This window comes from Streptomyces sp. NPDC027189, from assembly GCF_055566975.1.
This window is the reverse complement of the sequence record NZ_JBVHRI010000014.1, coordinates 72,827-84,941: the sequence shown is the minus strand read 5'-3', so window position 1 is coordinate 84,941 and position 12,115 is coordinate 72,827. Positions and strand designations below refer to the sequence as shown.

14 protein-coding genes are annotated in these 12,115 nt (G+C 68.0%); 13 read left to right on the top strand and 1 reads right to left on the bottom strand.

The window, feature by feature from the left end; translation table 11 throughout:
- Window positions 1-57 precede the first annotated feature (57 nt).
- The 6 genes from ACZ4RZ_RS29620 (at window position 58) to ACZ4RZ_RS29595 (ending at window position 5,315) form a co-directional block, all read left to right on the top strand.
- The gene (locus ACZ4RZ_RS29620) at window positions 58-537 is read left to right on the top strand and encodes a MarR family winged helix-turn-helix transcriptional regulator (protein ID WP_467749119.1); all 480 of its coding nucleotides are present in this window, start codon (window positions 58-60) and stop codon (window positions 535-537) included.
- Between the two features lie 85 nt (window positions 538-622).
- Entirely contained in the window at window positions 623-1,099 is a 477-nt protein-coding gene (locus ACZ4RZ_RS29615) for a hypothetical protein (RefSeq protein WP_467749117.1), read from the top strand.
- A gap of 107 nt (window positions 1,100-1,206) precedes the next feature.
- Window positions 1,207-2,013, top strand: a complete 807-nt coding sequence (locus tag ACZ4RZ_RS29610; protein WP_467749115.1) for an SDR family NAD(P)-dependent oxidoreductase — start codon at window positions 1,207-1,209, stop codon at window positions 2,011-2,013.
- On the top strand, window positions 2,000-3,586 hold the full coding sequence (locus tag ACZ4RZ_RS29605) for a phytoene desaturase family protein (RefSeq protein WP_467749113.1): 1,587 nt from the start codon (window positions 2,000-2,002) through the stop codon (window positions 3,584-3,586). The genes ACZ4RZ_RS29610 and ACZ4RZ_RS29605 overlap by 14 nt, the downstream gene beginning before the upstream one ends.
- Before the next feature lie 122 nt (window positions 3,587-3,708).
- Window positions 3,709-4,491: an AfsR/SARP family transcriptional regulator gene (locus ACZ4RZ_RS29600; protein ID WP_467749111.1), complete on the top strand. Its 783-nt coding sequence runs from the start codon at window positions 3,709-3,711 to the stop codon at window positions 4,489-4,491.
- A gap of 53 nt (window positions 4,492-4,544) precedes the next feature.
- Complete coding sequence (locus tag ACZ4RZ_RS29595; RefSeq protein ID WP_467749109.1) at window positions 4,545-5,315, top strand: siderophore-interacting protein; 771 nt, start codon at window positions 4,545-4,547, stop codon at window positions 5,313-5,315.
- 24 nt (window positions 5,316-5,339) lie between these two features.
- On the opposite strand, the gene ACZ4RZ_RS29590 is transcribed toward ACZ4RZ_RS29595, so the two are convergent.
- Window positions 5,340-6,212, bottom strand: a complete 873-nt coding sequence (locus tag ACZ4RZ_RS29590; RefSeq protein WP_467749107.1) for an AfsR/SARP family transcriptional regulator — start codon at window positions 6,210-6,212, stop codon at window positions 5,340-5,342.
- Between the two features lie 264 nt (window positions 6,213-6,476).
- On the opposite strand from ACZ4RZ_RS29590, the gene ACZ4RZ_RS29585 reads away from it, so the two are divergent.
- From ACZ4RZ_RS29585 to ACZ4RZ_RS29555, 7 genes are all read left to right on the top strand, one after another.
- Entirely contained in the window at window positions 6,477-7,403 is a 927-nt protein-coding gene (locus ACZ4RZ_RS29585) for an MBL fold metallo-hydrolase (protein WP_467749105.1), read from the top strand.
- A gap of 197 nt (window positions 7,404-7,600) precedes the next feature.
- Complete coding sequence (locus tag ACZ4RZ_RS29580; protein WP_467749103.1) at window positions 7,601-7,852, top strand: YkoF family thiamine-binding protein; 252 nt, start codon at window positions 7,601-7,603, stop codon at window positions 7,850-7,852.
- Window positions 7,849-8,226, top strand: coding sequence for a helix-turn-helix domain-containing protein (locus tag ACZ4RZ_RS29575; protein WP_467749102.1), 378 nt, complete (start codon window positions 7,849-7,851; stop codon window positions 8,224-8,226). The genes ACZ4RZ_RS29580 and ACZ4RZ_RS29575 overlap by 4 nt, the downstream gene beginning before the upstream one ends.
- A 143-nt stretch (window positions 8,227-8,369) precedes the next feature.
- A complete protein-coding gene (gene uraD / locus ACZ4RZ_RS29570) occupies window positions 8,370-8,885 on the top strand; it encodes a 2-oxo-4-hydroxy-4-carboxy-5-ureidoimidazoline decarboxylase (RefSeq protein WP_467749101.1) in 516 nt (171 codons plus the stop codon).
- Window positions 8,882-9,292: a hydroxyisourate hydrolase gene (uraH, locus tag ACZ4RZ_RS29565; RefSeq protein ID WP_467749100.1), complete on the top strand. Its 411-nt coding sequence runs from the start codon at window positions 8,882-8,884 to the stop codon at window positions 9,290-9,292. Before uraD ends, uraH begins: the two co-directional genes overlap by 4 nt.
- 5 nt (window positions 9,293-9,297) lie before the next feature.
- Window positions 9,298-10,221: a factor-independent urate hydroxylase gene (pucL, locus tag ACZ4RZ_RS29560; RefSeq protein WP_467749098.1), complete on the top strand. Its 924-nt coding sequence runs from the start codon at window positions 9,298-9,300 to the stop codon at window positions 10,219-10,221.
- A gap of 161 nt (window positions 10,222-10,382) precedes the next feature.
- Complete coding sequence (locus ACZ4RZ_RS29555; protein ID WP_467749096.1) at window positions 10,383-11,759, top strand: 8-oxoguanine deaminase; 1,377 nt, start codon at window positions 10,383-10,385, stop codon at window positions 11,757-11,759.
- The last annotated feature ends 356 nt before the right edge of the window (window positions 11,760-12,115 follow it).

The window sequence follows — 12,115 nt, the reverse complement described above, 5'->3', positions numbered from 1 at the left end:
CATACATAGCAAGCTATGGGGTAATCGACTCGGTAGTACCTGTGCACGGAGGTGGCGGTGGCGGTCGAACCCGAGGGCGTAGCTACCCGGCAGTCGCAGCAGCTGTCACGCGAGGCATCGCTCGGATACCAGGTGAACCACCTCGCGCGCCTGCTGGAGCGCGCCCTGCGGCTGAGGATCGAGCGATACGGGGTCGTGCCCGGCCAGTTCGCCCAACTGCTTGCGCTCTACGAGCAGGACGGACTGACACAGCGGGAGCTCTGCGATCGCGTACAGATCGAGCAGCCGACGATGGCGTACACCCTCCAGCGGATGGAGCGGGACGGACTGATCCACCGCGTCCCGGATCCGCGGGACAAACGCCAGGCACAGGTGCTGCTGAGCGAGCGTGCCGGTGAGCTTCAGGAGCCTCTGATCGCCGCCGCACACGAGGTCAACGATCTGGCGACCGGAGGTCTCGACGCCTCGGAGACTGCCGCGCTGCTGAGCACGATCGCGCGCGTCATCGAAAACCTGGAGTCCACCGGGAGTCCCTGACCTCCCTGAGAGGTCGGCGGCCCCCATCGACGCACAACGAGACCTCAGGAAGATCCGTCTCGTCCATCGCACTGGGGAGAAGATCGTGAAATCACGTGTGCACGCCGCCGCCGGAGTGCTCGCACTCTCGCTGATCACGCTGTTCTTCACCTCCTCGGTCGTCGTCGAGGTCTTCGGCGACGAGCACGCCGTTTCGATCGTCAAGACGGCCATCGCCCTGGCGCTGACCGTCCTCGTGCCGAGCATGGCGATCGCCGGGGCTTCCGGCCGCTCACTGAGCAGCGGCCGCCGCAGCGCCCCCCTCGTCCGCCGCAAGCAGCGGCGCACGGCGGTGGCCGCTGCCGTGGGACTCCTGGTGCTCGTTCCGTGCGCCGTCACCCTGCAGTCAATGGCCGCGGAACGTGACTTCGGTACGCAGTTCTCGCTGATCCAGACCGTCGAACTCATCGGCGGCGCAGTGAACATCACGCTTCTGGCACTCAACGCCCGCGACGGCAGGCTGCTCTCGGCCGCCTCCCGGCGCCGCCGCAAGCAGCGCGTGCCCGCCGACGCACAGTCGTAAGGACCACTCTCCGGAAGGGGAAGCCATGCCGGATCAGATGCCGGCCATCCGCCCGCATGGGCAGTACGCAGAGTCTGGGCACCAGCGTCGCCGGAGGACCGTCTGAGATGGCCGTCGCAGGGAAGGTCGCGTTGGTCACCGGCGCGAGCGAAGGCATCGGGTTCTCCATCGCCGCAGCGCTGATCGAGTCAGGCGCACAGGTTGTGCTGACGGCACGGAGGCAGGCACCGCTGGCCGCCGCGGCCGAGCGGCTGGGCCCCTGGGCAACCTGGGTCGCCGGTGACACGGCGGACGCGGAATCGGCGCAGCGCGCCGTGGACCACGCGGTCGATGTGCACGGAGGCCTCGACCTGCTGGTCTGCAACGCGGGGATCCTGATCCCGGGAGCTCTCGCGCAGCAGCCCATCAGCGAGGTCGACCGAGTGATCACGGTCAATCTGCGCGGCACCATCGCCACGATGAACGCGGCAGTGCCCGCGATGGCGGAGCGTCCAGGTGCCTCCGCCGTGGTCGTCTCGTCGTCCATCGGCCGCCAACCGACGCCCGGAATGGGCATCTACGGAGCCACCAAAGCGGCACTGCACTACCTCGTGCCCACCTGGGCGATCGAACTGGCGCCCCTTGGGATCCGGGTCAACGCCGTGTGCGCGGGCATCACCGACACTCCTGGTCTGCGCCTCGGGGCCCAGCACATACCCGGTCTCGAGGACTCCGTGATCGCAACGAACCTGATCAAGCGGATCGCGACCGCCGACGAGATCGCGCGGCCCGCCGTGAACCTGCTGGACAGTGATGTCAGCAGCTATGTCACCGGATCCGTCTGGGACATCGACGGGGGCTTCCAGCGCGATCGCGGGAACGGCGCGCCGCCGCGCGCGGCCGAGGTCGAGGGGACTTCCCATGACGCAGCATGACGTGGTGGTGGTCGGCGGCGGTCACAACGGGCTGACGGCCGCGGCCTACCTCGCCAAGGCGGGCCTGGACGTGGTGGTGCTGGAGGCGAAGGACTACGTGGGCGGCGGCGTGATCACACGCGAGGTGACCCTGCCCGGGTTCCACCACGATCTGCACGCGATCGCGCACATCTTCATCCAGGGCAATCCGCTGATCCGCGACGACGAGCTCGGCCTGCTGTCGCGGCACGGACTCGAGTACGTGTTCCCGGACCCGAGCATCGCCGTCACCTTCGCGGACGGCGACTACATCGCCTTCTACCGGGACGTACGCAAGACGGCCGAGACGATCGCCAGGATCTCGCCGCGGGACGCGGAGAGCTATCTGCGCTTCCACGCGTTCACGGATCAGCTGCTGGACATGCTCATGGCGGGTCTGTTCGAACCGCCGCCCCCGCTCGGAGCGTTCTTCGCCGCCCTGGACCAGACCGAGGTCGGCCAGGAGCTGCTCCGCATGCTCATGATGAGCTACCTGGACGTGGTCAACGAGTGGTTCGAGAGCCCGAAGGTCCGGGCCGCGCTGGCCCGATGGGTCTCGGAGATCCTGGCCGCACCCGAAGAAGGCGGCACCGGCGCCTTCCTGCTGATGATGGTGCCGGTGATCCACCGCTATGGGCTCGGCTACGCGGTCGGCGGATCGGGATCCCTGACGACCGCGCTGGTCAACTCACTGGAGGAGCTCGGCGGGACCGTCCGGACCGCGGCACCCGTCGAGAGGTTCCTCTTCGCGGGCGACCGCGTGACCGGGGTCGTACTGCGCTCGGGCGAACGCATCGAGGCCCGGAGGGCGGTGGTCGCCGACGTGAACATCAAACAGCTGCCCGACATGGTCGACCACCGCTTCGGGGCCGACTGGGAACGCAAGGTGAGGCGGATCAAACCGGTCAGTTTCGCCTTGCTGACCGGACATCTGGCGCTGAGCGAGGCGCCCGTCTTCAAGGCCGGTCCCGAGGTGGGCAGCGCGGGCTTCCAGGAGATCGCGGTTCCGCTGCCCGAGCTGATGCGGACCTTCGACGGCCTGAAGTACGGCGTTCCGATCAGCAATATGCCGAGCATCGCCGTGGCGAGCGCCTGGGATCCCACCCGTGCGCCCGCCGGGCAGCACACCCTGTACCTGCTGAGCTACGCCCCCCTCGAACTGGACCAGGGGAGCTGGGACGAGCGCAAGGAAGAACTCTTCGACCGCGTATTCGAGACCTTCTGCGGTCTGACTACGAACATGGGCCCCGACAAGGTACTGGGCAAGGTGATCGACAGTCCGGTGGACGGCGAGCGGTTCAACGCGTCGTGGCCGAACGGCGACCCGGGCCACTTCGGTTCGCAGCTCTTCCAGTTCATGGGCTACCGGCCGATACCCAATATGGGCTACCGGCTGCCCGCGGAGGGCTTCTATCTCGTGGGGCCGTCCACACACCCCGGATCAGGGGTCACCGGCGGAGCGAGGGCCGGCGCCCGGGCCATTCTCGACGACCTCGGATTCGACTTCGACCACGTGATATCCGGGCAACGGCCCACCGTTGACCTGCCGGAGTAAGTGGATGCGGGGCGGCTCGGCCGACGTGCGGGGCGACAGCGCAGCCGCCCTGCCACCCGGTCGGTGAGGTCGCCCCGGTACGCGGGGAGGCGAGCACAGTGGACATCGGAATCCTTGGCCCCTTGACGGTACGGTCCACCGGTGGACAGGCGGTGCCGACCGCCCCCAAGCCGCGGCAGTTGCTCGCTTTGCTGGCCGCCCGGGCCGGCCTGGTGGTTCCCGTCGACCTTCTGGTGGACGAATTGTGGCAGGACAACCCGCCGGCCCGCGTGCTGACCGTGGTCCAGACCTACATCATGCAGCTGCGCCAATCGCTTGCCCGCGCACAGGGGGCCAGCACCGCCGAAGTGACCCGCGAGATACTCCCGTTCACCGGTTGGGGATACCGACTGGTCGTCGACCGTGAACGGTCGGACGCCAGCGTCTTCGCCCAGTACGCGGAGGAGGGCCGACGAGCGCTGCTCAATGGCGAGAACGACCGGGCATCCGCGCTGCTGCGCCGGGCGCTGCAGGTCTGGCGGGGGCCCGCGCTGGCCGATGTGCACGTGGGGGCGCACCTGTTGGCGCACCGGACCAGCCTGACGGAGAGCCGGCTCGGCGTCATCGAACAGCGCGTGGAGGCCGATCTGCGCATCGGACGGCATCACGAACTGATCGACGAACTGACGGGGTTGGTGGCGCGATATCCGCTCCACGAGAACCTTTGCGCGCTCCTCATCATCGCGCTCTACCGCGCCGGACAGCCTGCCCGCGCCCTCGACGCCTTCGAGCTGCTGCGAACGAATCTCCGTGAGGCACTGGGAATCGACCCTTCACCGCGCGTACGCACTCTGCGGCAGGCGGTTCTTGACGCGGCCCCGTGCGCGGAGTCCGGTGAGCCGCTGCGGGCGGGGTGTTCCTCATAGTCGGCGCCGATCCGGATCCGACCCGTTCTTCCCAACAACCAGGGAGCATGTGGATGCCACCCGAAGCGAACCCGGTTCGGCGCCGTCCGGTCGACCTCCTGCTCGACCCGCTGCTCCACCTGTACTTCGTACGCGGACGGGTCGAGCATCTCGAGCAGGCGACGCCACGCATGCGTCTGATCCGTATCGCCGGGCGGAACGTGCGCGGGCTGGACTGGATCCCGGGCCAGCACGTGAGGGTGCACGTGAAGGATGTGCACGCCCCGCTCTGGGCCGGTGCCCTGCGCGATGTGCTGCGGACCTACTCCGTGTGGTCGTACGACGGGGAAGGGCTGGAGCTGTGCGTCCTCGACCACGGGGACGGTCCCGGTGCCCGTTGGTCCGGTTCTCTCCGGGTGGGGGACGAGGTCACCTTCCGCAAACCCGAGGGGAGGTTCGGCACCGTCGAGTCGGCCGCGTACCACCTGTTCGTCGGGGAGGAGACAGCGTCGGTGGCCTTCGGCGCGATGCTGCGCGCGCTGCCGGACAGCGCCCGTGTCCACGGCACCATCGAAGTCGCCGGCCCGCAGGACCGGTTGCCGCTGCCGAGGTCCTCGGATCTGACGTGGGGTTTCCGCGGAGGCGCGTCCGCCGTCCGGTCCGCCTCGCTGGTCGCGGCCGTTCGGGAGCTCGACCTGCCCGAAGAACCCGGGGTCGCCTACCTCGCCGGCGAGGCTCGCACCTGCCAGGCCGTACGGGATCAGCTGGTGAGGGAACGCGGGTGGCCACGCAGGTCCGTTCTGGTCAAGCCGTACTGGACACCGGGGAAGCGCGGCTTGGACTAGCGGATCGGCCGGCCGCCGACGGTCTCAGAGAACCCGCCCCGACGGCAGGTCCAGCTCCAGCCTGAACAGTCTGGACTGTATTTCCGCGTCGAGTGAGGGATCGGCCACAAGAATTGCCTGATGGAGACTGTTTATGCGCGGTGAAGGATCTATCCCCAGCTCGTCGCGGAGATTCTTTCGAAGATCCTGAAACGTGCTGAGGGCCTGCGCGGGCCGCCCCGACCGGTAAAGCGAAACCATGAAGAGGGAATGAAGATTCTCGTGGAGCGGATGCTGCAGGACCAATCCCGACAATTCGCTGATCAATTCATGGTGATATCCGAGTCGCAGATCCGCTTCCACGCGTTGCTCGACGGTCGCCAAGCGGCATTCCTCGAGATGGGTGCGGTGTGCGAGCAGGTGCGGCCCGAGCCGAACGCCCGCCAGCGCCGGTCCGCGCCACATGCGCAGCGCCCGGCGGAGCATCACGGCCGCTTGGTCGTTCGCCCCCGCGGCCAGAGCGTCGCGTCCCAGCTCGGCGCAGCGCAGGAACGCCGTTACGTCACTCGTCGTATCCGCACCTGACGCCAGGCGGTACCCCCAGCCCGTGAAGGGCAGTACCACGTCGGCGACCTCGGCGGAGCGGATCTGCAAGGTGTCGGCGAGTGCTCGCCGCAACTGCACGATGTAGGTCTGCACGACGGTCACCGCGCTGGCCGGAGGCCGGCCCTCCCACATTTCGTCGATCAGCAGGTCCATGGAGACCGCTTGGTCCATCCGGGTCGCCAGCAGTGCCAGTAACTGCCGTGGCTTGGGTGCGGAGGGTGTGGCGTTGCCACCGCTCGACCGCACGATCAAGGGGCCCAGAATTCCAATGTTCACCCTTCGCTCCCCCGTTGAAAGTGCGCGGTGTCTCATCGCAATTTGAATGCTACAAGAGTTGGCGAGCGGTATGTCAATGTTTTTCGGGTGGGTTCGCCATGTGTTGACCTGGTGTCCTTCTGTTAAGGCGAAGAAAAACCGAAGGTGGGAAGTCTGTTGATTCGATTCAGCGCCCCGCGAACCGGTCTCGTGGATTTTTCAATCAATTTCATGCCGGCGCGGAGCGGCGCTGTGAGCTCTTGAGTGATTCTGTGGCGTACTCGGTTCTCCTGTCCGTGACGCCACCCTGTGGAGCTTGACATGGACACTGTGACCCGAAACACCCTCATCAAGTACCAGGTAGAACAGCTAGCCGAGGACGTGTACGCCTACCTCCAGCCGGACGGCGGCTGGTGTCTGAACAACGCCGGCATTGTGGTCGGCCGCGAAGGCACCGTGCTCGTGGACACCGCGGCGACGGAAGCGCGGGCACGTCTGCTGCGGGAGACGGTCCGCACCCTCGGCCCACGCCCGGTCACCACCGTGGTCAACACGCACAGCCACGGCGACCACACCTTCGGCAATCACCTCTTCGCCCCGAGCGCCACCATCGTGGCCCACGAGCGTGCCGCGGCGGAGATGGCCGAACACGGCCTGGCGCTGACCGGCCTGTGGCCGCAGGTCGACTGGGGGCATGTACAGGTGACCGAGCCCCATGTCACCTACCGGGACCGTATGACACTGCCGACCGCAGGCGTGCGCATGGAGCTCATGCACCTCGGCCCGGGGCACACGGCCGGTGACACCGTCGTCTGGCTGCCCGACCAGCGGGTTCTCTTCGCCGGGGACCTGCTCTTCTCCGGCGCAACACCCTTCGTGCTCATGGGATCGCTGTCCGGATCGCTGCGCGTGCTGGACCGGCTGCGGGCGCTCGAACCGCTGCATGTCGTACCCGGGCACGGCTCGCTCTGCGGCCCCGAGCTGCTCGACGCGAACGCGGACTATCTGCGCTGGGTCCGTGAGCTGGCGCGCGCGGGCATCGCCGACGGGCTCGATCCCCTGGAGCTGGCACGAGCGGCCGGACCCGGACCGTACGCCCAACTCCTCGACAGTGAACGGCTGGTGGGCAACCTGGTACGGGCCTACGCCGAGTGCCACGGGGCCTCCCCCGCGGCACCCGTCGACGTGCAGGGCGCCTTCGAGGACATGGTCGCGCTCTGCGGCGGGCTGCCCCACTGCGGAGCCTGACAGCGCCCGGGACCTGACAGCGCCCGGGACACGCATCCCCGCTGATCGCTACGGGTGAGTCCGTTAAGGTCGTCTCGGAGCGACCGGGACACACCGACGCCGCGCTGACCCGCCTGACGGCAGAATGTGCCCCGGATGTGCCCTCTCAGCCAGAGCTGAGGAAACTCGTAGGTCAGAACCAATGCCATGGGGGCACAGTGCGATTGAGAGTGGAGTTCACGACCGAACCCTTCGACCTCGAGGAGGCGCCCCCGCACGCGCTGGTCGCCCGCGAGGTCATCGAGGCGGCGGAGCTGGACGCCGTGGACGTCGGCCCGTTCGGCAACACCGCGGAGGGCGGCGCGGACGCGGTCCTCACCGCGGTTGACGCGCTGCTGCGCAAGAGTCTGGAGGCGGGGGCCACCCGGGTCTCCCTGCAGCTCAACGTGGTCGAGGAGGGGGAGCGGTGACCGCTTTCGGGGACGACCCCTTCGTCATGGCGGTCAAGCCGCTGGTCGACGCCATGGGGGGCGAGATGCTGCCGCCCGACCAGGCCGGCACCGACGACGTCGTGCTGTCCTGGGAGGGTACGGACGTAGTCGCCGTGCGCCTGCCTCAGCTCGCCGACTCCCTCGACCACATCCTGGCCGCTCTGGAGCGCAAGCAGGGCAGGCCGCTGGCCGACCTCGACCGCAAGGCCAAGCAGGAGGTCGTGCGCATACTGGAAGCGCGTGGAGCCTTCTCCGTGCGGCACGGCGTGGAGACCGTGGCGAGTGCCCTCGGCGTGAGCCGCTTCACCGTCTACAACTACCTGAACAGGGAAAACGCCGCGAAGGGTGACTGAGGCCGACCGCCCCACCCGCCGCCGTCCGGACTGCCCGGACGGCGGTTTTTGTTACCCGAAGTTTTCAACAAAGTGTTGACGTGGTGTTTCCGAGGGCGTTAGCTATCCGCAGCCCGTCCAGCACAAGGCCACGGAGGCTTCCCGTGACTTCGAGTACAACACCTGGCGGCCTCGCCCGGTTCAACGCCCTGGAGGAGCCCGCGGCCTCCGCCGCCCTCCACGAGGTGTGCGCCTCATCGGCATACGGCAGCGGCCTGCTCGCCCGCCGCCCCTTCGCCACCATCGACGAACTCTTCGCCGCGAGCGACGCCCTTATGGCCGAGCTGACCACCGCGGACCTGGAGGAGGCGATGGCGGGGCACCCGCCGATCGGGCGGCCGAAGCCCGGGGACCCGACCTCCTCCCGGGAGCAGCGCGGCATGGCCGGCGCCTCCGAGGAGCTCAAGGAGGAGATGCTCGAACTGAACCTGGCCTACCAGGAGAAGTTCGGCCACGTCTTCCTCATCTGCGCCACCGGCCGGACCGGCGAGCAGATGCGCGACGCGGTCAAGGAGCGGATCGGCAACTCGCCCGAGCAGGAGCGCGAGATCGTCCGCGCCGAGCTGGGCAAGATCAACCGCATCCGCCTCGGCAATCTCGTAGAGGAAGAAGAGGCATGAGCACCGACACCACGGCCTCCGTGTCCACGCACATTCTGGACACCAGCGTCGGACGTCCCGCCGAGGGTGTGGCCATCCAGCTTGCGGCCCGCTCCGGGCGTGATGCGGCCTGGCAGGCGCTCGGCGGCTCCGCGACCGACGCGGACGGCAGGTGCAAGGACCTTCCGGCGCTGCCGGAGGGGACGACCCACGTACGGCTCGACTTCGCGGTCGAGCGGTATTTCGAGTCGGATTCAGAAAAAAAGCAAGCCGATGCGCAGCAGGACGCCCCCGCGAATCGGGACAGCGGTGCGAGCGGAGTGTTCTTCCCGGAAGTGGCGATCACCTTCGCCGTCAAGCCGGGCGAGCACTACCACGTACCGCTGCTGCTCAACCCGTTCGGCTACTCCGTTTACCGAGGGAGCTAGCAGACATGCCCACGATTCTGGGACAGAACCAGTACGGCAAGGCCGAGAACCGCGTCGTCAAGATCACCCGCAACGGCGACACGCACCACATCAAGGACCTGAACGTGTCGGTCGCGCTGAGCGGCGACATGGAGGAGGTCCACTACTCGGGCTCCAACGCGAACGTCCTGCCGACGGACACCACGAAGAACACGGTGTACGCCTTCGCCAAGGAGTACGGCATCGAGTCCGCCGAGCAGTTCGGAATCCACCTGGCCCGGCACTTCGTGACGAGCCAGGAGCCGATCAAGCAGGCGCGCATCCGCATCGAGGAGTACGCCTGGGAGCGCATCGAGACCTCGGACGCCAACTCCAAGTTCATTGGCGCCGACGCGGTCAAGCACTCCTTCGTACGCAAGGGCCAGGAGACCCGGGTCACCCAGATCACCTTCGACGGTGAGAAGTGGGAGGTCATCTCCGGCCTGAAGGACCTCGTCGTGATGAACTCGACGAACTCCGAGTTCTGGGGCTACGTCAAGGACAAGTACACGACGCTCCAGGAGGCGTACGACCGCATCCTGGCCACCCAGGTCTCCGGCCGCTGGCGCTTCAACTGGAGCGGCGACGAGCAGAAGATGCCCAACTGGGAGAAGTCCTACGACCAGGTCAGGAAGCACATGCTCCAGGCCTTCGCGGAGACGTACTCGCTGTCGCTGCAGCAGACCCTGTACCAAATGGGTTCGCGCATCATCAACAACCGCAGCGAGATCGACGAGGTCCGCTTCTCGCTCCCGAACAAGCACCACTTCCTGGTGGACCTGAAGCCGTTCGGACTCGAGAACGACAACGAGGTCTACTTCGCGGCCGACCGTCCGTACGGGCTGATCGAAGCCACCATTCTGCGCGACGGCTGCGAGCCGCACATCCCGGAGGACCTCACCAACCTGTAGTACTGCGGCCAGCAGTACTGCTGCTCCACCCCCGACGCGTGCGCCGGCGTCAAGTCCCAGGGGAGAGCGGGGGCATCTGCGCAACAACAGCACCACGGACCCGGTCGTCACCCCGCTCGACCCCCGGGTCCGTCCGCCAATGGGAAGAACGAGGAACCGCCGTGGCAGCTTCGCGCATCGTGATCGAGAACTGTTCCATCGCGACTGTGGACGCAGGTGACACCGAGTACGCCTCGGGCCACATCGTCGTCGCCGACAACAAGATCGAGTCGGTGGGCGCCGGAAAGGCCCCCGAGAACCTGGAGAACGTGGTCCGCCGCATCGACGGCACCGGGCACCTGGCCACCCCCGGCCTGGTCAACACCCACCACCACTTCTACCAGTGGATCACCCGCGGCCTGGCCACGGACCACAACCTCTTCAACTGGCTCGTCGCGCTGTACCCGACCTGGGCGCGCATCGACGAGAAGATGGTGTACTCCGCCGCACAGGGTTCCCTCGCCATGATGGCCCGCGGCGGTGTCACCACCGCCATGGACCACCACTACGTCTTCCCGAAGGGCTCCGGCGACCTGTCCGGCGCCGTCATCCGGGCCGCACGTGAGATGGGCGTCCGCTTCACCCTCGCCCGCGGGTCCATGGACCGCAGCGAGAAGGACGGCGGTCTGCCGCCGGACTTCGCCGTCGAGACCCTCGAAGGCGCCCTCGCCGCCACCGAGGCGACCGTCGACGAGCACCACGACGCGTCCTTCGACGCCATGACGCAGGTCGCCGTCGCGCCCTGCTCGCCCTTCTCCGTCTCCACCGAACTCATGAAGCAGGGCGCCGAGCTGGCCCGCCGCAAGGGCGTACGGCTGCACACGCACGGCTCGGAGACCGTGGAGGAGGAGCAGTTCTGCAAGGAACTGTTCGGCATGGGCCCGACCGACTACTTCGAGTCCACCGGCTGGCTCGGCGAGGACGTGTGGATGGCGCACTGCGTCCACATGAACGACTCCGACATCGCCGCCTTCGCCCGTACGAAGACGGGTGTGGCCCACTGCCCGTCCTCCAACGCCCGTCTGGCGGCCGGTATCGCGCGCGTTCCCGACATGCTGGCGGCCGGCGTCCCGGTCGGCCTCGGGGTCGACGGCACCGCCTCCAACGAGTCCGGCGAGCTGCACACCGAGCTGCGCAACGCCCTCCTCATCAACCGCCTCGGCGCGCACCGCGAGGCCGCCCTGAACGCCCGTCAGGCGCTGCGCCTCGGCACATACGGCGGCGCCCAGGTCCTGGGCCGCGCCTCGCAGATCGGCTCCCTGGAGCCGGGCAAGCTCGCCGACATCGTGCTGTGGAAGCTGGACACCCTGGCGCACGCCTCGATCGCCGACCCGGTGACCGCGCTGGTCTTCGGCGCGGCGGCCCCGGTAACCCTCTCGCTCGTCAACGGCAAGCCGGTCGTCGAGGACAGCCGCCTGCTGCACGTCGACGAGGACGCCATCGCCCGCTCCACGCGGGAAGAGGCGCAGCGCCTGGCGCGGATCACCGCGGAGGCCTGACGGTCCGGCCCGGCACGGACAACCGTACGGGCCTGACAGTGCGGCCCGCGCGGATCGCGTGCAGGTCTGAACAACTGGAGATCTCCGGCTGAGGGGGACGGCCCTCAGCCGGTAGCCGTGGACCCGAGCGGGGTCCATGGCGGCCGTTTCCGGGGGGTGTGCGTGGACGCGTGCGCTCCCCGGAACGGTCTCCGTGACCAGGAATCCCTCTGTGTCACGGTCACTGTCCCGGTCCCGCACGACCGCGCATCACCTCCTTGAACCCCGCGTCAACGCTGACGTGTAAACCGACCGGAGGAGCCGCCGTGGCCGCCCAGCCCGAGCCAAGCACCGATGCAATACCAGCCCCGACCGCC

Excerpts from the sequence above, each read along its gene's own strand:
- ACZ4RZ_RS29595 (WP_467749109.1), top strand. The coding sequence starts at position 4,545 with ATGCCACCCGAAGCGAACCCGGTTCGGCGCCGTCCGGTCGACCTCCTG.
- ACZ4RZ_RS29585 (WP_467749105.1), top strand. The coding sequence starts at position 6,477 with ATGGACACTGTGACCCGAAACACCCTCATCAAGTACCAGGTAGAACAG.
- pucL (WP_467749098.1), top strand. The coding sequence starts at position 9,298 with ATGCCCACGATTCTGGGACAGAACCAGTACGGCAAGGCCGAGAACCGC.
- ACZ4RZ_RS29605 (WP_467749113.1), top strand. The coding sequence starts at position 2,000 with ATGACGCAGCATGACGTGGTGGTGGTCGGCGGCGGTCACAACGGGCTG.
- ACZ4RZ_RS29610 (WP_467749115.1), top strand. The coding sequence starts at position 1,207 with ATGGCCGTCGCAGGGAAGGTCGCGTTGGTCACCGGCGCGAGCGAAGGC.
- ACZ4RZ_RS29590 (WP_467749107.1), bottom strand. The coding sequence starts at position 6,212 with ATGAGACACCGCGCACTTTCAACGGGGGAGCGAAGGGTGAACATTGGA.
- uraH (WP_467749100.1), top strand. The coding sequence starts at position 8,882 with ATGAGCACCGACACCACGGCCTCCGTGTCCACGCACATTCTGGACACC.